Here is a 22,175-nt window from a genome sequence, read left to right as displayed (position 1 = left end):
GCTACCAGAGCTATGGAAATTCGTTTCGCCAAAAAGGAGCGTACTGAAGAGCTTCGTATGCTCGATCCAATCCTCAGGGCCCGTGGAAGAAGGCGCACGCGCTGCAAGGGAAAGATTGAACAGGGCGCTTCCGCGCCTGGGTTTTGAGATCTTTGACGCTGTGCGGCTTGCAGGTATTGGCGGTCCTTTCAACCGGACCCTTCGGCGAGGGCGCCCAAGCGGAGGTGCTCTGGAATGGTAGAAAAGTGATCTTTGCAGATTGCCGATCACCCCATCACAGGATGCGCGTTTCCAAATAACCAGTGAAAAAATGAAACTGAAGTCAGCACGGAAATACGCCTGGAATGGCTTTGAAGTTTTCATGTGCCAACCTGATGAACCAGGCGTGGCCCATACCGCCCCGCAACCGGCTGACGTCCCTGATTATGATACAATAAGGGTTTGTCGCGTCATTAGCGGGCACGGTACCTTAGCCTCTGATGGAGTGGTGCACAATCTGTCGGTTGGTGACATTTACATACATGCCTGCAGAAAATTCTCTTCAAGGCCGTGTATTTTATCACGCTGTGCGCCCAATTTTTCGAAGATTGTGTACTCTTTTAGTCCATTTGACGAGGTTGCTTTCAGGGGGCTCGGGGTCGCTGTGTTTCAAAGCCGAGATCCAGTAGGAACAATTCTAGGGGCTGCGTTAGGCGCCTTCGAAGAGACAGCGCTGACGGGACCTCAGCCGGAACACAGTTTTATTCCACAATTTGTGCGATCCATAGTACAGGAATTACTCGCCAATCTATCCCAATTGGAGCCCAAGGATAATTACGAGAAAATACGCCGCCGCGCCCGGTTCTTTATTGAAAAGAACTTGACGAACCCGGATCTTGAGGTGGGGAAAATAGCGTGTTACGCCTGCACGTCACGGTCAACGCTCTACCGGGCCTTCGAAAAAGAAGGCGGTGTTCACAAGGTCATAAACGAAATTAGATTGATATCTGCTAAAAAGATTCTTCAAATGGGGCTCCCGGTTCGTGGTCGCATAACGGAGATATCTCACCGATGCGGGTTCAAGACACCCAGTCAATTTCACAGAAGTTTCAAGAGAAGATTTGGGGTTACTCCAAAGCAATTTGGTGAAGAGTTTTCAGAGAGGGTTGTCAAGGATGGAAATCAAAATGTATCGGCGCCGAAAAAGGTCGACTGAAAATTAATGGAGGAAATAGAGGCTGATATTGGTTGAAGTTAAGAGTTGATGGCCAAATAAGCTTCAAGCAGGCGCATGATTGAAAAAGTTCTTGAAAGTACAATTTGGGGGGGTGGCAATACTCACCTTTGCAAACAGGTCAGGCGGGTCGGTGTGTGCGGTCACTGCGCTAAGATGTTGATCACAATCTTAAACCTGTTCGCGCAATGGGAAAAGAATGCCGATGAGCTGGCCAATGAGGAGGATTTTTTTGTTTTCAACATAAGCCCATCTGTGACTCGCGGTGGATATTTGCTTTAAGAGTCGGATAGATGTTTTAAACAATGGAAGAATGTCATGTCAGATAACCCAAAATCAGTCGCGGATATCCTTCGCGACAAGAAATTGACTGCAGCATACATTGGCTATTGCAAGAGAAGGCACTGCCTGAACGAATTTTTATTTACTCAGAACAAGGGGAATCCAGAATCTCTGTGGATTCGATATCTGGATCAGAAGAATGGCAAAGAGCCCGTAAATATTCCGGGGAAAATCGCCAAAGCGGCCGCCCTGCTTGCCAACAGAGGGGATTTTGACAATCCAGCCTGGAAAAAAATCATTGCGGCAGCAAAGAAGGACGTAGCTATGATGCTTGGCACTGATGTCGCTACCGGTTTTCGCACTAGTGAGGAATATAAGACCTATGTAGCTGAGACAAAAATTGGGCAACCCAAAAAAGCGGCGAAAGTACTGGGGATAAGTGATGAGAGGAAGCTGAAAGACATGATGGTTGCTATGACGCTTGGCGACAAAAAAAATGCAGAAAAGCTATTCAATGAAATTAAGAGGAAAGAGAAAATTATTCAGGACTTCAAGACGGTCATGTCCAATTTGAAGAAAGCGGGACTTGTTTAGGGTCGGAAACGGCGCTGTTGCACGAATCCGGGTCTGACCGCAGGTCCCCTTTGCCCGGATGGAAATACTCCACGGGCATTGTGACAGGTATACCGAGAGCGGTGTAGCCGTTCAGAACGGCGATGCGAACTTGCAACTCGGCGACCCGGCTCCGGTTGTGCCATCTGCTCCATCGTCGCCAGATGGCACAACCCAGGTGCGTCGACGCGCGCAGGGCTTCGTTTCGTGCCACCGCGCCCGGGCTCGTAGACCCTGTCGGCGGTCACGGATCCGGTCTCTTCGTCTGCTGGGATTTGGTCGAGGAGATCAGGAACAATAGGCGTATCCACTGCCCGACAAGTGGTTTGCATGGCAAAACTGGCTTTGTTGCACAAATCGGGTGAAGAGCGTTCTTCCCCTTTCCCCGGACGGACTTATCCTACGGGCTCTGTGACGGGTATGCCAAGAAGTGTGTAACGGTTTAGCACGGCGATGCGGATTTGGATCTCCGCGACCTGCCGGTCGAAGTCCCGCGCCATGAGGCTCTGGCCCAGTCGTTTCACACAATGCATCTTGGTCTCGACGCGGCTTCGGCGGTGGTATCCACTCCATCGTCGCCACAGAGTATGGCCCAGGTATCTTGTCGCCTTCACGGCTTGGTTCCGAGCAATGGCCCCAGCGCTCGTGGGCTTCCACGGTTTGGCGTTCTTGCGAGGCGGAATGACAGCATGGGCATTCCGCTCGGCAATCGCATCATGGCATTTGCGCGTGTCGTCAGCCCCGTCAGCGGTGACCGATCCAATGTCCTGATCGGGCGGAATTTGCTTCAGTAGCTCAGGCAGCATGGGCGCATCACCGATGTTGCTGGTGGTGACCTCGACCGCCCGAACCTCCAGCGTTTCTTCATCGACCCCTATGTGTATCTTGCGCCAGATACGTCGCTTGAGGCCGCCGTGCTAACGGGCATTCCACTCGCCTTCGCCCTCTGCCTTGATCCCCGTGCTGTCGATCAGAAGGTTCAGAGGGCCAGTCCCACCACGATACGGCAGGTTTACGTTCAGCGTCTTCTGACGGCGGCAAAGGGTGCTGAAATCCGGCACCTCCCAGCCCAACCCGACCAACTTCAGCAAGCTCTCAACGAAGCCTGTCGCCTGCCGGAGCGGCATGCCGAACAACACCTTCAGCGTCAGGCAGGCTTGGATTGCGGCGTCACTGAATTGTTGCCGCCGACCGCGTTTGCCCGTCGGCGGCGGTATCCAGACCATCTGGGGATCAAACCAGATTGACAGCGACACACGTCGCTTCAAGCTGTCATTGTAAGCTGACCAGTTCTTGGTCTTGTACTGCGTAGGGGCCCAACTGCTCATATGCTCGAGCTATCATGCTGGATTCGCAAGATGAATCCCTCAACTCATTTGTGCAACAAAGCCTTGCAGACCCACTCTGGCACAGTGATGCCGTCGGGGGGCGGTTACAGCATCAATGCCGGTTTGCTGAATATTCAGATGTTTTCGGGACGGAGCGTCAATAAAATTGGACGCAATGGCAATGTGATTTCCCAACACTTCTGGCATTCTCCAAATGCTCGGCTTGAGCTTGGTGAAGAAACTATAAGCACTGCGTCTTGCCGCATATGTTGTAAAAATTGAGACTGAATGTGGTGTTCAATTAAGAATTCGCAATTTGGGCATTGGAAAGGTTGCCTATATGTCTATCGTTTGACCCATCTCCAAAATTAAAACGAAGACAGAAAATTGTCCTGTTACTGGCAAAATCAAGAAAGAGAAGTTTGGCATGAATCCCGTTATACATTCGGTTTCCCCCAGCCAAATTGTGGCGGTTTTCTTCCCAAGTATGCGGGTCTGGAAATTAGATTGTAATTGTCAAAATGACACAGTTGCAGCTCGACCGGAAGCCACAGAGCCACTATTGCAGTCTGACCATGAATAAAACCTTTTATAAGAACGGGTACGAAGAGCTGCGCAGGGTGCGGCGGCAGAGCAGGGGGCTGTACTGGTTCACCGGCATCTTCAGTTTTTTTGTGAACCTGCTGATGCTGACCGGGCCTTTGTATATGATGCAAGTCTATGACCGGGTGCTGGGCAGCCGGTCTGAGGCGACGCTTCTGGCGCTGTCTTTGCTGGTTGTTTTTCTCTACGGGATGATGGGGCTGTTGGACTATGCCCGCGGCCGGATCATGGCGCGGGTGGGTGCGCGGTTGCAGGCCGCGCTGGACAAGCGGGTGTTTGATGCGATGATCCGCCGCTCGGCGGTGGCGCAGGATCCGGCAGCGCAAACCGGGCTTAGCGACCTGGAGGCGGTGCAGCGGCTGATCTCCTCACCGGTGCTGACAGCCGCCTTCGACCTGCCCTGGACACCGGTGTTCCTGGCGGGGATTGCGCTGTTCCACCCCTGGCTTGGCCTGCTGGCGCTGGCCGGCGGTGCCGTGCTGGTGATGATTGCCTTTTTCAACCAGCTCTTTACCCGGCTCCCGCAGCAAAAGGCGGGCGCGACCGGTCACAAGGCCAATCTGATGTCCGAAGAGATCCGCAATGAGGCGGAGATGATCCAGTCAATGGGCATGCGCAATGCCTCTTTCGACCGCTGGAAGCTGGCCCGCGACGCCGCATTGAAGGACAGCGTGGCCGCCAATGATACTGGCGGCGGCTTCACCACGCTGACCAAGACCCTGCGGCTGTTTCTGCAGTCGGCGATGCTGGGGCTGGGCGCCTATCTGGTGCTGCAGAATGAGGTGACACCGGGGGCAATGATTGCCGGCTCGATCCTGATGGGCCGGGCGCTGGCCCCGATTGAGCTGGGTCTGGGCCAGTGGGTGGTGGTGCAGCGGGCGCTGAAGGGCTGGCACAGCCTGGCAGAGCTGCTGGACAAGGTGCCGGAAGAAGCAGAGCGCACCGCGCTGCCGAAACCAAAGGCGCTTTTGGACGTGCAGGGGCTGGCCATTGTGCCGCCCGGCAGCAATACGCCGCTGCTGCGCAATGTCAATTTTCAGGTGAAGCCGGGCATGGCGATTGGGGTGATCGGCCCGTCGGGGTCGGGCAAGTCGACCCTGGCGCGGGCGCTGACAGGTGTCTGGCGCCCTGCGGCCGGTACGGTGCGGCTGGATGGCGCGGCACTGGACCAGTACGCGCCGGATGTTCTGGGCGGCCACATCGGCTATCTGCCGCAGCGGGTGCAGGTGTTTGATGGCACCATCGCGCAGAACATTGCCCGTCTCAACCAGCAGCCCGACCCTGAGAAGGTGGTGGAAGCCGCCCGCAAGGCCGCCGCGCATGAGATGATCCTGAAACTGCCCGAAGGCTATGACACCCGCGTCAATGCCACCGGCGGGCGGCTGTCGGGCGGCCAGATGCAGCGGGTCGGGCTGGCCCGGGCGCTGTTTGACGATCCGGTGATCGTGATCCTGGATGAGCCGAATTCCAACCTCGACAACGAAGGGTCGATTGCGCTGAACACGGCGATCAAGCAGATCAAGGCGGAAGGCCGTTCCGTGCTGATCATGGCGCACCGTCCGGCGGCGATCCAGGAATGCGACATGCTGCTGGTGATCGACAAGGGCACCCAGACGGCCTTTGGCCCCAAGGATAAGGTGTTGCAGGAAATGGTCGCCAACCATCAGAACATCCGCCAGGCCACTGGCACAGGAGGTGTGAGATGACGGTGCAAGACAACTGGCCTGCACGGCGGCAGCTGACCCTCGGCCTGATTGCGCTCTTGGTGCTGGTGGGCGGTTTTGGCACCTGGTCGGTGATGTCGTCGATTTCCGGCGCGGTGGTCGCAACGGGGCGGATCGAAGTCGACCGCAACCGTCAGGTGGTGCAGCATCTGGACGGCGGCATTGTTGCGGAAATCCTGGTGGACGAGGGCGATACCGTGGCTGAGGGCGATACGCTGCTCCGGCTTGATGCCGATGAGCTGACCTCGCGTCTGGTCATCACAGAGGGCCAGCTGTTCGAGCTGATGGCGCGCCGCGGCCGCCTGGAAGCGGAGCGGGACACCGCTGAGACCGTGTCGTTTGAGCCGGAGCTTCTGCAGGCCGCAGAGCAGCAGCCGGAGGTGAAGGACCTGGTGGAGGGCCAGCGGCGCCTGTTTCAGGCGCGCAAGGACACCACCGCGCGCGAAATCGAGCAGCTGGAAAAGCGCAGGGCGCAGATTGCGGAGCAGATCCGCGGCATCCGTGCGCAGCAGAAGTCGATGCAGGTGCAGCTGGATCTGATCGGCGAGGAACTGGGCAACCAGCAGTCTCTGCTGGACCGCGGCCTGGCCCAGGCCGCCACCGTGCTGAACCTGCGCCGCACCCAGGCCAGCCTCGGAGGCCACCGGGGCGAGCTGGTGGCCTCCGAGGCGCAAGCCGGAGGGCGGATGACCGAGATCGACATCGAGATACTGAAGCTGGGCACCGGCCAGCGCGAGGAAGCGATCACCCGCCTGCGCGACCTGCGCTATCAGGAGCTGGAGCTGGCAGAAACCCGGCGCTCGCTGCGGCAGCGGCTGGCGCGGCTCGACATAACCGCGCCGGTCTCGGGCATTGTCTACGGGCTGCAGGTGCAAACTCCGCGGTCGGTGATCCGGCCTGCCGATCCGGTGCTGTATCTGGTGCCGCAGGACCGGCCCCTGGTGATTGCCGCGCAGGTGGCGCCGACCGACATCGACCAGCTGTTCACCGGCCAGGAGGTGACCCTGCGCTTCTCGGCGCTGGATCAGCGCAGCACGCCGGAGCTGTTCGGCCACGTGACCCAGGTCTCTGCCGATGCGTTTGAGGATCAGGGCAGCGGCATTTCCTATTACCGGGCAGAGATTGAGCTGAACCCGGGTGAGCGCGACCGCCTGCCAAAGGGCACGGTGCTGATCCCGGGCATGCCGGTGGAAAGCTACATCCGCACGGCCAGCCGCTCGCCGCTGGCCTATCTGGTCAAGCCGCTGGCCGACTATTTTAACAAGGCCTTCCGCGAGAGTTAGAAGTAGGTTCATAGAACTAGGGCCGCTATTATCAACGCGCAGGATAGTGAATCGCTGATACTCGGGCCAATCGCTGATCTTTCCACAACGCCAAATCCTTGCGACTGTTGAAACTAGGAGGGTTTTCGATTTGGGTTCAAATTCGCGGCATGTTGCACGCGTGGTAGAGGTTACGAGCCAACCAGACGCCGCTGCGCGGTCACGCTTGGCAGCGTCGTGGCGGCGATCACTCGACCACCACGGGCTGGACCCCGGCCAAAAGAGGGGCGTTAGGCGTATCACTGAGCAGGCACTTGCGGAACGGCGCGGGCAATCCGAGGCGATGATGCTTGTGGCCGCTCCAAAACTCGACGCGTTGTTCCAACTGGTTGGCAGTTCCGGCTGCGGGGTGCTGCTGACCGATGCAAAGGGCGTGGTGCTGGACCTGAGGACATCCAACAGTGATGTGCCCGCCTTCGAGGCCTGGGGGCTGGCGCCGGGATCGGACTGGTCGGAAGCCTCGGAAGGCACTAACGGCATTGGCACTTGCATCGCCGAAGGCCGCAGGGTGATCATTCACCGCGATGAGCATTTCCACGCCCGCAATACGGGCATGAGCTGCATGGACGCGCCGATCTTCGGACCCGAAGGCGAACTTATCGGCGCACTCGACGTTTCCTCCGCTCGCGCCGACCAGACCGAGGCTTTCAACCAGCTTATCGCAGCGATGGTGGCTCAGACCGCCCGGCAAATCGAGACGGACAACTTCCGCGCCGCCTTTCCGGGTGCGCGGATCATCGTAGCCAACACTGATGACAGCGAGGCAGCCATGCTGCTGGCGGTGGATCAGGACGACCTTGTTCTCGGGGCCACCCGCGGTGCCCGCAAGGCGTTCGGACTGAACCACGCAGGCCCTATCACATCGCTTCCTGCATCGGATCTCTTCGGACGGGAAGACGGCCCGACCGGTTTCGAAAAGGCGGAACGGGCAGCAGTGAACCGGGCGCTCTCGCGGGCAAACGGCAACGTCTCCGAGGCCGCGCGCAATCTCGGTATCGGGCGGGCAACCCTTTATCGGCGCATGAAGCGGCTGGGGATCGGCTGAAACCAGGCCTGACCTGTCTCACTCCTGAGACAGGTTGCGGCAAGGGGCCGGCCGGGTCGGGCTGACAGCATGCAACCCTGCCAGCATCTTCTTTGGCATTCCCGGCGGAGGACCGGGACCAGAGGAGGACTCCATGAACGAACAGACTCAGATCACGGGCGAGCATGTCTCACCGTTCAAGACCCGTTATGACAATTTCATCGGCGGCAAGTTCGTCGCCCCGGTCAAAGGGCAGTATTTCGATAACATCACTCCGATCACCGGCGCCAAGGTTTGCGAAGTGGCGCGCTCCACCGCCGAGGACGTAGAACTTGCGCTGGATGCAGCCCACGCAGCCAAGGACGTCTGGGGCAAGACCTCTGCTGCGGAACGGTCAAACCTGCTGCTGAAGATCGCTGACCGGATCGAGGAAAACCTTGAGCTGATTGCCACTGCGGAAACCTGGGACAACGGCAAGCCGATCCGAGAGACCACCGCCGCGGATATTCCGCTGTCGGTTGACCATTTCCGATACTTCGCCGGTGTCCTGCGCGGCCAGGAAGGCTCCATGTCTGAGATCGACCACGACACGGTTGCCTATCACTTTCACGAGCCCCTTGGCGTTGTCGGGCAGATCATCCCCTGGAACTTCTCTGTTCTGATGGCAGCGTGGAAGCTGGCCCCAGCACTGGCCGCCGGCAACTGCATCGTGCTGAAGCCCGCCGAACAGACCCCGGCCGCGATCATGGTTCTGATCGAGGTCATCGCCGGCCTGCTGCCCGCAGGCGTGCTGAACATCGTCAACGGCATGGGGCCGGAAGTGGGCGGACCGCTCGCCAAGTCACCGCGCATTGCCAAGATTGCCTTTACAGGCTCCACCGAGACCGGCCGCGTGATCATGCAGGCTGCGACCGAAAACCTGATCCCGGTGACGCTGGAACTGGGCGGCAAGTCCCCCAACATCTTTTTCTCTGACGTGATGGCCCAAGACGACGCCTTCCTCGACAAGGCGGTCGAAGGCTTCGTCCTCTTCGCCTTCAACCAGGGCGAGGTCTGCACCTGCCCGTCCCGCGCGCTGATCCAGGATGACATTTACGAGGAGTTCATCAAACGGTGCATCGCGAGGGTTAAAGCCATCAAGCAGGGCGATCCGCGCGACATGGCGACCATGGTTGGTGCCCAGGCCAGCCAGGAGCAGCAGGACAAGATCCTGTCCTATCTGACCATCGGCGTTGAGGAAGGCGCCGAGGTGCTGACCGGCGGCGGAGTCGCGCGCTTCAACGGCGACCTGTCCGACGGGTTCTACGTGCAGCCGACCATTCTGAAGGGCCACAACAAGATGCGGGTCTTCCAGGAGGAAATCTTCGGTCCGGTGGTATCTGTCACCACCTTCAAGGACGAGGAAGAAGCACTCGCTATTGCCAATGACACAATGTACGGCCTCGGCGCCGGCGTGTGGACCCGCGACGGCACCCGCGCCTATCGCTTTGGCCGCAATATCGAAGCAGGGCGCGTCTGGGTGAACAACTACCACGCCTATCCGGCACACGCAGCTTTCGGCGGCTACAAGCAATCCGGCATCGGGCGCGAAACCCACAAGATGATGCTGGACCATTACCAGCAGACCAAGAACATGCTGGTCAGCTACAACCCCAATAAACTGGGTTTTTTCTGATCCCGGGTTTCCCGGCCTTTGCAGAAATCTACGAAGGCAAGCTGTTCAAGTCAGAAGCAAGATGGCGCCGGGAAATCGGCCCCATCACTCTTTTCCAAGCCACGCCCGCTGTGATAGAGGCCCCGGCAGCTCAACCGGCATTTCCGGCCAGATAGTCGACAAGCCGCTTGGCATCCGGGCGCAGGTGCCGCTCATCCGAATATGTCAGGAAATACGCATGCTGGCTTGACTGCGCCACGGGGGAAAGCTGCAGCAATTGCCCGCTGGCCAGCTCGGCTGACAGGATATGCGGGCTGGCCAGAGCGATGCCAGCGCCTTCAAGAGCGGCACCGATGGACCGGGCGTAGGTCCCGCATAGGGTTTGCGGCCAACCCTTCACTTCGCGGGCGTTGCCCCAATTGTCCCAGTTGGTCCAGTCCGGTGTTATCCTGGGAAAATTCAGCAAAGGCGGACGCTTTTCCGGTTCAATCAGCGAGATCGATTGACCGGCGCTTATGTCCGCGTGTTGCGCTAGTCCCAGAGAGATCACCGGCACCAGAACGTCGGGCAAAAGCGGGATCGCTGCGCGGCCCCGCCATGTGCCCGATCCATGCAGGATGGCAATGTCGTTCGCATCGTCGAGCAGGGCAGTCGGCAGATCGGAGGACACAAGCTCAACCGGGCAGGCCCGATCAGACAGGCCAAAACCCTTCAGCCGCTGCGAAAGCCAGAATAGCGACACCGCGCTGTTGGCGGCGATACGCACCGGGGCATTAGGGCGTGAGGCAACGCTGGCCAGGGCCGCTTCGGTAAAGTCGAGCAGAATGGCACTCTGCTCAGCCAGTTTGCGACCTTCTTCTGTTAGCTCGATCACCCGGCCAGAACGCAGAAACAAGGCCACGCCCAAGTGATCCTCGAGCTGCCGGATGCGCTTGCTGACCGCAGTCTGGGTGACCAGCAGCTCCTCCGCTGCAGCGGAAAAGCTATGATGACGCACCGCAGCCTCGAAAAAAATGAGCCCATCGAGGGGAGGCAGGGATTTGCGGTATCTTTTCATAACCATTTCTTGGTTAAATCCGAAAGTTTTAGGAATTTTACACAGTATACCATGAATTTATATCATATGTAATCAACAAACTTATGGAGATTCATATGGCGAATTTCGACTGGCATGCCGAGCGCAGCGACCTAACGGGCATAGCTCTGCTGGACCGCTCCCCGGAAAGCGAAGGCATCGATCTTAAAGCGGTGCGCCTATACCGTCTGGGCCGGGTGCGCGCCGAGATGGTCAAACGCGGCATCGGCGCAGTGATCCTGTCGGACCCGATCAACATTCGCTATGCCACCGGCACCCGCAACATGCAGATTTTCTCGATGCGCAACGCGCCCTCGCGCTATCTGCTGCTGACCGCAGACCGCTCGATCCTGTTCGAATTCACCGGCTGCCTGCACTTGGCCGATGGCTTCGAGACCGTCGACGAGGTGCGCCCTGCCAACACCGCGAGTTTCGTGGCTGCAGGTCCGCATATTGCAGAGCGCGAACGGTCGTGGGCGCGAGGCATGGGTGATCTTATTGCCAGCCTGACCGGCAAGGGGGCTACCGTCGGCATGGAACGGATAAACGCCGGCGCAGCGATCGCCATGCAGGAGGCAGGGTTCAAGATCGTTGATGCTCAGGAGCCTGTCGAAATGGCCCGCGCCATCAAGTCGGAGGAGGAGATGAAATGCGTCCGGGCTTCCTTGCGTGCAACCGAGGTCGGCGTCGGCAAGCTACGGGACGCCCTGCACCCCGGCATGACCGAGAATGAGCTGTGGTCGGTGCTACACAAGTCCGTGATCGAACAGAACGGCGACTATTGCGAAACCCGGCTGCTCTCGGCGGGCGAGCGTACCAACCCTTGGTTTCAGGAAACCGCGCATCACCTGATCGGCGAGAACGAACTGGTTGCGCTGGACACCGATGTAGTGGGCTGCCACGGCTATTATAGCGATTTTTCCCGAACCTTCCATGCGGGCCCTGACAAACCTACCGGCCTGCAAATGACCCTGTATCAAACCGCGCTGGAGCAGGTGTACCATAACATGGGCATACTGAAGGCGGGAATGACCTTCCGCGACTACGCCGATCAGGCATGGGACATTCCAGACAAATACTATGCCAACCGCTACTACCTGTCCTCGCACGGCTGCGGGATGACCGGGGAATATCCCTATCTTTACCACCGCGGCGACTTTCCGGATGCGGGCTATAACGGCGTGATCGAGGCGGGCATGACCGTTTGCGTTGAAAGCTATATCGGCGAGGAAGGCGGCCACGAAGGCGTCAAACTGGAGCAGCAGGTTCTTGTGACTGAAACCGGCATCGAAATCCTGTCGGAATTTCCGTTTGAAGAAAGCCTGATGGGCACAGGGTTCCAGCCATCCTTTACCCTTCCGCGAAAGTGAGGCCGTGATTCTACCCACTGAACGACTACCGGCTGGCGTCGGCAGGATCGGCAATGTGATTTTCCAGGTACTGAAGTACGATGTCTTCGGTGATGGCGCCGCTGGTGGTTGAAAATTACCCGCGGCCCCAGAGCCGGCAGCCCCAGTAGCGCCTGCGGATCGCGGGGAATTCCCGTTGCACCCGGTAAGATGAACGGCCCTTCATCTTGCGCAGCAGATCGGAGATGGCGAGTTTCGGCAGGAGCGACACGAACATTTGAACATGGTCGTTCGACAGCACCCCGCGCAAAATGGTGACCCCGATCTAGGCGCAGACCTGGCGGCAGATGTCGCGCACCCGCAAGCGCAATGCCCCGCGCAGCAGTTTGTAGCGGTATTTGGTCGACCATACGATATGGTATCGGTGGTAGAAAACGCAGTGTTTGCCAGTATCATATTGCATGCGCTTAAGCGGATCCGGCTGGAAGCCGGAGGGTTTGATTCAGGGAGCGGATACTAAAAAAACTTTTAACAGTAAAAGCTTACATGCACAGGCTAGGGTCAGGATGCATTGATTTTCAACGCGCTGCGTGATTCACGGCTCGGAAAACGGAGCGGTGACATGAGCGACCTTTACTGGCTGACCAACGAGCAGATGGCCAAACTTACCCCTTTCTTCCCGAAGTCGCACGGCAAGCCACGGGTCGATGACAGACGGGTTCTGAGTGGGATTATCTTCATTAATCGCAATGGGTTGCGCTGGCGGGATGCGCCGCGGGAATATGGTCCGCACAAGACGCTTTACAGCCGATGGAAGCGTTGGAGCGAGAAAGGCATCTTCGCGCAGATGATGGTCGGCCTGGCTGCCGAGCACGGCGAGGAAAAGACCGTAATGATCGACGCGACCTATTTGAAGGCGCATCGCACTGCGACCAGCATGGCCGCGAAAAAGGGGGGCGTGGACGCCTGATCGGCCGAACCAAGGGCGGCATGAATACCAAACTGCATGCCATCTGCGACAGCCACGGGCGACCGCTCAGCCTGTTCGTCACCGCTGGGCAGGTCAGCGACTACATCGGTGCGCGGGCGTTACTAAGAAGCCTGCCCAAGGTCGACTGGCTGCTCGGGGACCGCGGCTATGACGCCGACTGGTTCCGAGAAGCGTTGCAAGACAAAGGGATACGCGCATGCATCCCCGGCCGAAAAAAACGAAAGACACCGGTTCGATACTACAAGCGCCGATACAAACGACGCAACCGCATCGAGATCATGTTCGGCAGGCTCAAGGACTGGCGGCGCGTGGCGACACGCTATGATCGCTGTCCCAAGGTCTTCCTCTCTGCCATCGCTCTGGCTGCGACCGTCATCTATTGGTTACGAATCCTGACCCTAGTAGAGAGCCCTTCAGCTCGCGACACTAATTTGGACCCGATCTTCGCATTACCATACCGGCCGCGGCTCATGTGAAATGCCGCTTAAACAGGCCTGACACATGAGCGTACTCGATCACAGGTCTGAGCAGTTCAAAAGCCCCTTGCATCCGGGGCATCCACACATGACGTATGCTGCGATTTGCTAGTCTTCCCGACTGGCTATGGCCCTGAGTTCATAGCCTAGGCCGCCAGGGGGTGGATCAAAGCAGTTGGCGCCAAGACAGCCTACATTGGGCGAGGATCCCCTTGGGAGAACGGATACTGCAAAAGCTTCAACGGGCGAATGCGGGATGAATTGCTGAACGGTGAAATCTTCTATTCGTTACGCGAGGCTCAGATCATCATTGAAAGCTGGAGAAAACACTGCAATACTTAGCGACCCCACAGTGCATTGGGCTACCGCCGACCTGCGCCAGAGGCCATCGTCTCGATGGATCAAAGGCCAACCATGCACGGACTTTCAAACTGGACCACTCAAGTGGGGCTGCTCAAGATTACAGCATCAAGGCCATTAATTTTCAGTCGACCTTTTTCGGCACCGATACATTTTGATTTCCATCCTTGACAACCCTCTCTGAAAACTCTTCACCAAATTGCTTTGGAGTAACCCCAAATCTTCTCTTGAAACTTCTGTGAAATTGACTGGGTGTCTTGAACCCGCATCGGTGAGATATCTCCGTTATGCGACCACGAACCGGGAGCCCCATTTGAAGAATCTTTTTAGCAGATATCAATCTAATTTCGTTTATGACCTTGTGAACACCGCCTTCTTTTTCGAAGGCCCGGTAGAGCGTTGACCGTGACGTGCAGGCGTAACACGCTATTTTCCCCACCTCAAGATCCGGGTTCGTCAAGTTCTTTTCAATAAAGAACCGGGCGCGGCGGCGTATTTTCTCGTAATTATCCTTGGGCTCCAATTGGGATAGATTGGCGAGTAATTCCTGTACTATGGATCGCACAAATTGTGGAATAAAACTGTGTTCCGGCTGAGGTCCCGTCAGCGCTGTCTCTTCGAAGGCGCCTAACGCAGCCCCTAAAATTGTTCCTACTGGATCTCGGCTTTGAAACACAGCGACCCCGAGCCCCCTGAAAGCAACCTCGTCAAATGGACTAAAAGAGTACACAATCTTCGAAAAATTGGGCGCACAGCGTGATAAAATACACGGCCTTGAAGAGAATTTTCTGCAGGCATGTATGTAAATGTCACCAACCGACAGATTGTGCACCACTCCATCAGAGGCTAAGGTACCGTGCCCGCTAATGACGCGACAAACCCTTATTGTATCATAATCAGGGACGTCAGCCGGTTGCGGGGCGGTATGGGCCACGCCTGGTTCATCAGGTTGGCACATGAAAACTTCAAAGCCATTCCAGGCGTATTTCCGTGCTGACTTCAGTTTCATTTTTTCACTGGTTATTTGGAAACGCGCATCCTGTGATGGGGTGATCGGCAATCTGCAAAGATCACTTTTCTACCATTCCAGAGCACCTCCGCTTGGGCGCCCTCGCCGAAGGGTCCGGTTGAAAGGACCGCCAATACCTGCAAGCCGCACAGCGTCAAAGATCTCAAAACCCAGGCGCGGAAGCGCCCTGTTCAATCTTTCCCTTGCAGCGCGTGCGCCTTCTTCCACGGGCCCTGAGGATTGGATCGAGCATACGAATCTCTTCAGTACGCTCCTTTTTGGCGAAACGAATTTCCATAGCTCTGGTAGCCAATGTGGTCTCTGTCCCAACGTCAGCCGAAATCTCGATGCAACGAGCGCGGCCGGGCCAGCGGTCAGATCCGAATAAGATTGAAAACAAGCACTCAGTAGAATTGGACACCGAAGTCCGATACTTGAAGAGAAGCTCTGGAAAGTAAAAAAGCCGGTTTTAACGGGAAAACTGTGCGGATCAACCGGGAATGAATCACGGTTGATCCGCTTTAGCAACTCACAGGACACCGAACACAGTAAGAATAAGCGCAAAGAGCGAACAAATGCGCACCGGCTTACATGAGAGGGAGGCAGAACAAAATATGCAATTGAGTACTGATATCCTGCAAGCCACACGGCATCTAACATAATTGCCTCCTTCAACCATGTGCAAAATTTTTGGGAAAGTGGTTGAACTAACCGACGACAGCCAACGCCGTCTTTCGATTTTTGCGCCTAGTCTGCGCTTCCTTTATGGCTACGTCTCTCGCCAGCTGCGATAGCGTTTTGTCCAGCGCTTGGCTTTCATCTGATTCTTTATCAGCGCCAGAAACGGGAACCGTGGTGCCCGAGGCACCTTGCCGAGTGCCAAGCGCTCCAACTGGACATAGGCCAGCACCATGGACGCAAACCCCGCCAACCGCTTATTCTTCCAAGAAACAGTTGGAATTTCGATGACTGGCGTTTTTCCAGTTTTCCAGTTCTCCACCAGGTCAGGCTGAAACGCCATCGCCCGGGCGATCCCAAGGACGGACACACCGATCCCCCCAGTCTCACCAGTTAGCGCGTTTTCAGCCACTTCACGGGAGCGGATGCCGCCAGTGACCATGATGGGCATCGTGGCTTCTGCGGCAACGTCACGCGCGAAGTCGACAAAGTAAGCCTCTCGCCTTCCAGTGCTTGTGCCGTCCTCCCGGCGCCCCTGCATCGCCGGGCTTTCGTAGGATCCACCGGACACCTCGACCAAGTCGATGCTCATATCCCCCAGCTGGCTCACCACCCATTTGGCATCCTCCTGGTCGAACCCGCCCTTCTGGAAATCGGCCGAATTCAGCTTCACGGCAACAGTGAACTGCTCGGAAACACGCGCCCGCACCGCGCGCACAACCTCGAACAGGAACCGCGCCCGGTTCTCCAGCGGTCCGCCCCAGTGGTCCGTGCGGCGGTTGGTAAGGGGGGAGAGAAACTGGTTGATCAGGTAGCCATGCGCCGCATGGATCTGAACGCCGTCAAACCCCGCCTCCTCTGCCAGCTTGGCCGTGGTGCCGAAACGGGTGATCAGATCGCTGATCTCCGCCTCGCGGAGCGCACGGGGCGGGTTGAAGTTCTTGGACATGCCGGGGATCTTTACGGCAACATCCGAGGCTGAGACCGTCTCTTCGCCCAGCGATGCCATCACCTGACGGCCCGGATGGTTGATCTGCATCCAAAAGGCGGCACCTTCCGCGCGCCCGGCCTCAGCCCACTTCCTGAACGGCTTTAGATCCGTGCCCTCCTGCAGAACCACGCTCGCAGGCCCCGACAGCGCGTCGGGCGCGATCATCACGTTGCCGGTGATCAGCACCCCCGCACCGCCCCGGGCCCAGCGGCGGTACAGCCGGTGCAGCCTGGCATCTGGAACCTGGCCATAGGCCGCCAAGCTTTCCTCCATCGCGGCTTTCGCAAGGCGGTTTTTCAGGATCGCGCCGTTGGGCAGCACAAGCGGTTCAAAAAGCGGGGAAGCGGTCATTTCAGGGATCCTATTTTTTTTTGATCCCTCGTGATATAAACGTTCGACAGTGGTTGAAGGTCAAGGGCATGAAAATCGGAAAATTGGCTGAGGCGACAGGCGTCCCCGCGTCGAGCATCCGCTTTTATGAAAAACACGGGCTGATCCCTCCGCCGGAGCGTCAGAGCAATGGCTACCGCGACTATCCCGAAGAGATTGTCTCGCGCATTAGGACAATCGCAATGAGCAAGTCGCTTGGCTTTTCTCTGTCAGAGATTCGGCGCTTTCTGCCTGATGACCCGGCAAGCACGATCCCGCGTCCGGAGGTCATTGCCAATCTCGAAAATAAGCTGGTGGATGTGGATCGGAAGATCCGGGATTTGCACGAAATTCGCCAGAGCCTTCTCGAGATGATCGCGTACCTGAATGATCCGAAGACAAAGGGCTGCTAGGGGAATTTACACAATCTATGTGCGATACCTGCACCGCGACTTCTGTTACTTCACAGAATAGGAGCTGCGGCCCAGTTCTTCCATCATCTTCTCTCTGAATACCTCTGCAGGCGTCTTCCACCCGAGGGGCTCTGATGCTGTAACCACCCCCCGACGGCATCGACGTGCCAAGGTGGGATCGCAACAATCCATATTGGGAGGCGGTCATGTCGGAGGGGTAATCCCCCCGTTTTTGCGGGGGCTTGGTCGTAGAATTTACGCAGCCATCTTCAGTTTCTGTGCAGGTGTCATCCCGCCGTTGCCCATGTTCGGGCGTTCATGGTTGTAGGGCCAGAGCCACTCGGTGGCAATCTGCTGGACCTCTTCGATGCTTTCGAAAATGTATAAGTCCAGCCATTCGTGCCTGACCGTCCGGTTGTAGCGCTCGACATAGGCGTTCTGCTGAGGCTTTCCGGGCTGGATGTATGCCAAGGCAACCTTGTTGAAAACCAGGGATATGGCTTCCTGCACGCGGCGGTCCGGGTCTTTCTCAAGCCTGTCCCCGGCCTTTACGAAGCCGACAGGGGCGGCGACGACAAGTTCGCCGCGCCGCGCCTTCTCGTGGCGGGCGGCGAGGGAGCGTTGCCTGAGCAGGTCGAGCTCGTATTCGTTCAGGCTGCCCTTCAGGCCCAAAAGCAGCCGGTCATTGCCATCACGCGGCGCATAAACCGTTTCCTGATCGATCAGCACTGTGTCGACGACACGGCACATCTCGACGAGATGCTGCCAGTCCCGGCTGTTGCGCGCAAAGCGGGATACTTCACGCGCCGCGACGGCGCCGACTTTGCCGAGACAAACATCGGCGATCATCCGGTCAAAGCCTTCCCGCGCGACACCCCCGGCGGCAGAACGTCCGAGGTCGTCATCCACGGCCTCGATCCGGCTCCAGCCCAAATCCGAAAGCCGCTCCCGCATGGCATATTGCAGGGCGCTGCTTTCCCGGTTGTGCAGGACCTGGTGGGCTGATGACTGGCGGACGTAAAGGATCGCCTTGCGTTCCAAATGCTGCGGACCAATCTTCTCATGCTTCATGATCGCTCCCCCCGTCCGCCGCACCGGCGTGTTCTGCTATCAGGCGTGCCATCAACCGTGTCAGTGTTTGCTGCGTGTCGTCGGGAAGGCTTTGCCAAGGCGGTGTCTGTGTCACGGGTGCGGACTGGATGTCCGGGAACAGCTCGAGTTGCGTCGTCGTCATTTTGCGCGGCATGGGCCAACCTCCGAATCTCGTGTTCAGAGTCCGATGCTGCGTCATCGCGTGATGGGGAGCCGGATTTATTGAGCGGAACACAAGCGGCGTCGAATACCAGCCCCGCGAGAGCTCTTAGAGCCTCCAGGCCCACATGCGCAGAACCAGAACTGCGGCAGGAAGCACATGCTGCCCGGTCAAACATCCAAATGGGAACTTCCAGAAGCCGGTCCGACCGGCGACCGGTGAGATTGCACCGAAACACTGCATCGCCGGGCTTGTCGACCACAGAATGGACATAGACCGATCTGCCGAACCAGGGGTGCCATGGGTAAAAAACCTCGCGCCGGTCGGTAACGTTGGTGTTCTGGCGTTCAGTTGTATAACCGAAAACGCCCACATTCCGCCCTTGGCGGCAAGCCTCCCGCCATGGTCTATTGGCTGAGAAAAAATGAACCCCAAACCAATCAGCAGGAGCAGAAAGTGGCTTAAACCACGCCAGATCCTGTCCAAGCATTGGGGAGTAGCTCACTGGGAGGCCGGGTCTGGAGGCAATGGCAGCTGGGGGCTCTTCCCGTTCTTCAGCGAATGCTCAAAGGGAGCCGCACTCGTCGCCAGCCATCACAATCCAGTCCTGAAGGTCTTCTCTGACCGTCTTCGCGCCGCCGGAAAATCACATAAGGTCGTCATCACGGCTGTAGCCCGCAAGCTCGTCACACTCGCAAACGCCTTGTGCAAAGCTCGCCAGAAATGGACCGCTCAACCTGCCTGAAGAATACAGTTGCTAGCGGTGTAAGAGGCCGATCATGAGACATCGCGCACACCTTTCAACATTGACGAGTAGAGTTTGAACTTAGCCGCCCAACGCAGATCCGCAAACATCGATCCTACTATGAGCTGTCTCTACTCACATGAAGGCGCGCTACTCGCTGAACCTTTGCAAGCAGATCGATATCCTCATTCCGACCTCGGCGAACCGTGCGGGAAACGGCATCGGCGAACTGATCAATCGCGGAAGAATGTGAAGCAATGCGCTTTGTGCCGAACGACAGCACCTTAAGCAACAGCTCAGCGAGGGGAATACCCAAAACACCGGCAGCCTCGCCCGCGAAGTCGATCCGATTGATTTGGCCGCGACGTTTTCCAAACCAAGTTCCCATCTCAGATGCGAGCCGATCAGTCTCCGTTACCCGTGCTTCGGGCGGCAGATTAGCAAGGCGGGAAATCAAAGCAAGCGCCCTGGTCCGGTTGGAGCTACGTGTGGTCACGTCAAGTACATCGCGCAAACTCGTATCGTTCCGCCAAACCGTCTTTCAAACCGTCTTTTGAGGCTGAAACCTGCGCATGAACGCTGCCAGGTTTCAGCCGGGTTGTTCAGAACTTGAACTCAAGGTGCACCCACAGGTTTTCCTCATCTACTGTGTTGCGCGCCTTTACACTGTTTGTGTAGTTGAGCCGACCGACGAAAGGGCCAAAATTGTAGGATGCATGCAAGCCAAGCGCAAAAGCCTCGGCGTCGCCTGCCGCCACGCCGCCATAGTTGGTGCCATTATTCCGGTCGCTGGTTAGCTGGGTGGTGTAGTAAGCTGTCGGCCCGATCGAAAACTTGCCAAAGTTACGAACAACAGTAGCATTCAGGAACATTTCATTGCCGGACTTGTACGAAGTATCGCTGTTCTTGCCGTTGATGTTGAACACAGCCTGGCCAGTGAACTGCCAATCCTTGCTCAGGTAGCTGACGGCAAACTCAGGCTCAAGGATGTAGTCGAACTGGGGCGCCACATCATCGTCGCCGACAGGCAGATAGATGCCCAGGCCCGCCGAGGTGTGCCAGCCATTCTCGTGGTTCCAGGACAACAGATGTTTCCACATCGGGTTCAGCAGGCCGCTCGACGAGGACGAGCCGCCGGGCGTCGAAACATCGAGATCCACCATGTATGGGAAAGCGATGAAGGTCATGTAGCGGCCCCCGAACAGCTCCCAATCGGTAGAAAAGTTGATCTGTGTCGAGGCCACTTTGGCGTTCACGCTGACACCGATGTCGTTGCCATCGCCGTCGACGACATTGCCGCTGCTGTAATTGAACCGCTGCAGCACATAAGTGCCCGGCGGCGGCAAGGCGCCGGTCGGAATGCCGATGGTCAGCCCGGCCGGAAACGACGGCCCGACACCCGGCTCCCTGGCCTCGGCAGCTGAGGTGATCATCAGGCCGGCCAGCGCCATCCCGAGTATTTTTTGCAGTCCCATATTGCTCCTCCTTTTTTATGCGATCCGCCGGCCTGCTGGCCGCCGGTCAGGGTGTGAGGCCGTTGCGGCCTCTACATGGCTGTCAGCGCCATGTTCAGATCCTGGTTTCCGGTCTCTCCCAGGCCGCCGCACGCGCCTGACCAGAAAGCTTTGAAGCGTTGAGGAGGCACAGCTTCTCCCTTGACGGAAGCAGGGCTCCCGCCCTGGGCCTCCTAAAAAAGGCTTTCAGAGCGTCAGGATGAAAGAACGGTCTAGGTTAAAACGCCCCACCTGTCCGGTTCAGCTTGAGGTTCCGTCTAAAAGGCAACCTTGTCCCCGCCTTTCAGCGCCAGTATTTCGCGGGCCTCATCCGGAGTGGCCACTTCGCTGCCCAGCTCCTCGACGATGCGGCGGATCTTCTGCACCTGCTGGGCGTTGCTTTCCGCCAACTGGCCGCGCTGGATCAGCAGGCTGTCTTCCAGCCCCACACGTAAATTGCCACCCATCTGCGCCGCGGTGGCCGCCAGCCCCATCTGGGCACCGCCCGCCCCCAGCACCGACCAGCGATAATCCTCACCAAACAACCGGTCGGCAGTGCGCTTCATGAACATCAGATTATCTACCTCCGGCCCGATGCCGCCAAGTATGCCAAAGATGAATTGGATGAAGACCGGCGCCTTGAACAGGCCAATGTCCATGCAGAATTTCAGGTTGTATAGATGGCCGACGTCATAACATTCATGTTCGAACTTGATGCCGTGCGGCGCCAGGGTTTCGGCAGCCTCGCGGATATCCCGGAAGGTGTTGCGGAAGATGTTGCCGTCGGAATTGGCGACATAGTCCTTCTCCCAGTCGAACTTCCAATCGTCATAGCGCTTGGCCAGCGGATGGAAGGAGAAATTCATGCTCCCCATGTTCATCGAGCACATTTCCGGGCTGAAGGTTTTTGCCGGGGTGATCCGCTCCTGGATGGTATGGGTCAGCGAGCCGCCGGTGCTGAGGTTCACCACCGCCTCCGTACCCTGTTTGATGCGCGGCAGGAACGGCGCAAAATCCTTGGGGTCCACCGAAGGGGCGCCGGTCTCCGGATTGCGGGCGTGCAGGTGGAGGATGGAGGCGCCGGCCTCGGCCGCCTCGACCGCCTGGGCGGCGATGCCGTCATAGGTATAGGGCAGGGCATCCGACATCGTTGGGGTATGGATCGCCCCGGTGATGGCACAGGTGATGATGGTCTTTTTCTGGCGGGCCATG

The 22,175-nt window shown here is 57.8% G+C and carries 16 protein-coding genes and 7 pseudogenes; 11 read left to right on the top strand and 12 right to left on the bottom strand.

The features are described 5' to 3' along the window. The first annotated feature begins 259 nt into the window (after positions 1-259). The 3 genes from AC5STB_RS22540 (at position 260) to AC5STB_RS22530 (ending at position 2,089) form a co-directional block, all read left to right on the top strand. Positions 260-1,195 (top strand): helix-turn-helix transcriptional regulator, encoded by a 936-nt coding sequence (locus tag AC5STB_RS22540; protein WP_495445094.1) that lies wholly within the window; start codon positions 260-262, stop codon positions 1,193-1,195. Between the two features lie 75 nt (positions 1,196-1,270). Further along, positions 1,271-1,495, top strand: a complete 225-nt coding sequence (locus AC5STB_RS22535; protein ID WP_495445093.1) for a hypothetical protein — start codon at positions 1,271-1,273, stop codon at positions 1,493-1,495. Positions 1,496-1,531: 36 nt separating this feature from the next. After that, positions 1,532-2,089, top strand: coding sequence for a hypothetical protein (locus AC5STB_RS22530; RefSeq protein ID WP_495445092.1), 558 nt, complete (start codon positions 1,532-1,534; stop codon positions 2,087-2,089). Here AC5STB_RS22530 and AC5STB_RS22525 read toward each other — a convergent pair. Both AC5STB_RS22525 and AC5STB_RS22520 read right to left on the bottom strand, forming a co-directional pair. Further along, a pseudogene (locus tag AC5STB_RS22525) lies at positions 2,055-2,415 on the bottom strand (hypothetical protein); the annotation flags it as partial. The gene AC5STB_RS22530 and the pseudogene AC5STB_RS22525 sit on opposite strands and share 35 nt — an antisense overlap. Positions 2,416-2,502: 87 nt before the next feature. Beyond that, positions 2,503-3,435 (bottom strand): annotated as a pseudogene (locus AC5STB_RS22520) (IS5 family transposase). Positions 3,436-4,010: 575 nt separating this feature from the next. Between AC5STB_RS22520 and AC5STB_RS22515 the strand changes: the two are divergent. From AC5STB_RS22515 to exaC, 4 genes are all read left to right on the top strand, one after another. Then, complete coding sequence (locus AC5STB_RS22515) at positions 4,011-5,744, top strand: type I secretion system permease/ATPase (RefSeq protein ID WP_495445091.1); 1,734 nt, start codon at positions 4,011-4,013, stop codon at positions 5,742-5,744. Then, complete coding sequence (locus AC5STB_RS22510; RefSeq protein ID WP_495445090.1) at positions 5,741-7,045, top strand: HlyD family type I secretion periplasmic adaptor subunit; 1,305 nt, start codon at positions 5,741-5,743, stop codon at positions 7,043-7,045. The genes AC5STB_RS22515 and AC5STB_RS22510 overlap by 4 nt, the downstream gene beginning before the upstream one ends. Before the next feature lie 130 nt (positions 7,046-7,175). Further along, positions 7,176-8,129 (top strand): GAF domain-containing protein, encoded by a 954-nt coding sequence (locus AC5STB_RS22505; RefSeq protein ID WP_495445089.1) that lies wholly within the window; start codon positions 7,176-7,178, stop codon positions 8,127-8,129. A gap of 133 nt (positions 8,130-8,262) precedes the next feature. Next, positions 8,263-9,783, top strand: a complete 1,521-nt coding sequence (gene exaC, locus AC5STB_RS22500; protein ID WP_495445088.1) for an acetaldehyde dehydrogenase ExaC — start codon at positions 8,263-8,265, stop codon at positions 9,781-9,783. A gap of 130 nt (positions 9,784-9,913) precedes the next feature. Here the strand turns inward: exaC and AC5STB_RS22495 are convergent, their stop codons facing one another. Continuing rightward, positions 9,914-10,819, bottom strand: coding sequence for a LysR family transcriptional regulator (locus tag AC5STB_RS22495; protein WP_495445087.1), 906 nt, complete (start codon positions 10,817-10,819; stop codon positions 9,914-9,916). A gap of 95 nt (positions 10,820-10,914) precedes the next feature. Here AC5STB_RS22495 and AC5STB_RS22490 point away from each other — a divergent pair, with 95 nt between their 5' ends. Next, positions 10,915-12,207, top strand: a complete 1,293-nt coding sequence (locus AC5STB_RS22490; RefSeq protein WP_495445086.1) for a M24 family metallopeptidase — start codon at positions 10,915-10,917, stop codon at positions 12,205-12,207. A 25-nt stretch (positions 12,208-12,232) separates the two neighbouring features. Here the strand turns inward: AC5STB_RS22490 and tnpA are convergent. Then, positions 12,233-12,649, bottom strand: a pseudogene (gene tnpA / locus AC5STB_RS22485) (IS200/IS605 family transposase). A gap of 159 nt (positions 12,650-12,808) precedes the next feature. On the opposite strand from tnpA, the pseudogene AC5STB_RS22480 reads away from it, so the two are divergent. Beyond that, positions 12,809-13,563, top strand: a pseudogene (locus tag AC5STB_RS22480) (IS5 family transposase); the annotation flags it as partial. Between the two features lie 219 nt (positions 13,564-13,782). Continuing rightward, positions 13,783-14,184: pseudogene (locus AC5STB_RS22475) on the top strand (integrase core domain-containing protein); the annotation flags it as partial. On the opposite strand, the gene AC5STB_RS22470 reads toward AC5STB_RS22475, so the two are convergent. Together AC5STB_RS22470 and AC5STB_RS22465 are read right to left on the bottom strand one after the other, a co-directional pair. Further along, on the bottom strand, positions 14,138-15,073 hold the full coding sequence (locus AC5STB_RS22470) for a helix-turn-helix transcriptional regulator (RefSeq protein WP_495445085.1): 936 nt from the start codon (positions 15,071-15,073) through the stop codon (positions 14,138-14,140). The pseudogene AC5STB_RS22475 and the gene AC5STB_RS22470 sit on opposite strands and share 47 nt — an antisense overlap. Positions 15,074-15,791: 718 nt before the next feature. Further along, complete coding sequence (locus AC5STB_RS22465; RefSeq protein WP_495445084.1) at positions 15,792-17,042, bottom strand: NADH:flavin oxidoreductase/NADH oxidase family protein; 1,251 nt, start codon at positions 17,040-17,042, stop codon at positions 15,792-15,794. 68 nt (positions 17,043-17,110) lie between these two features. Here AC5STB_RS22465 and AC5STB_RS22460 point away from each other — a divergent pair, with 68 nt between their 5' ends. Then, complete coding sequence (locus AC5STB_RS22460) at positions 17,111-17,473, top strand: MerR family transcriptional regulator (RefSeq protein ID WP_495445083.1); 363 nt, start codon at positions 17,111-17,113, stop codon at positions 17,471-17,473. Between the two features lie 255 nt (positions 17,474-17,728). Here the strand turns inward: AC5STB_RS22460 and AC5STB_RS22455 are convergent. The 6 genes and pseudogenes from AC5STB_RS22455 to kce form a co-directional block, all read right to left on the bottom strand. Further along, positions 17,729-17,950, bottom strand: a pseudogene (locus AC5STB_RS22455) (integrase core domain-containing protein); the annotation flags it as partial. Positions 17,951-18,064: 114 nt separating this feature from the next. Continuing rightward, positions 18,065-18,544, bottom strand: a pseudogene (locus tag AC5STB_RS22450) (recombinase family protein); the annotation flags it as partial. After that, entirely contained in the window at positions 18,534-18,719 is a 186-nt protein-coding gene (locus tag AC5STB_RS22445; protein WP_495445082.1) for a hypothetical protein, read from the bottom strand. The gene AC5STB_RS22445 and the pseudogene AC5STB_RS22450, both read right to left, overlap by 11 nt. An 869-nt stretch (positions 18,720-19,588) precedes the next feature. Continuing rightward, a complete protein-coding gene (locus tag AC5STB_RS22440; RefSeq protein WP_495445081.1) occupies positions 19,589-19,966 on the bottom strand; it encodes a hypothetical protein in 378 nt (125 codons plus the stop codon). Positions 19,967-20,072: 106 nt separating this feature from the next. Continuing rightward, complete coding sequence (locus tag AC5STB_RS22435) at positions 20,073-20,945, bottom strand: SphA family protein (protein ID WP_495445080.1); 873 nt, start codon at positions 20,943-20,945, stop codon at positions 20,073-20,075. A 296-nt stretch (positions 20,946-21,241) separates the two neighbouring features. Continuing rightward, the gene (gene kce / locus AC5STB_RS22430; protein ID WP_495445079.1) at positions 21,242-22,174 is read right to left on the bottom strand and encodes a 3,5-dioxohexanoate:acetyl-CoA acetone transferase; all 933 of its coding nucleotides are present in this window, start codon (positions 22,172-22,174) and stop codon (positions 21,242-21,244) included. Position 22,175 lies beyond the last annotated feature (1 nt).

The organism is Leisingera sp. CC-HEC093 (genome assembly GCF_059429195.1).
This window is presented reverse-complemented; position numbering and strand designations above follow the sequence as displayed.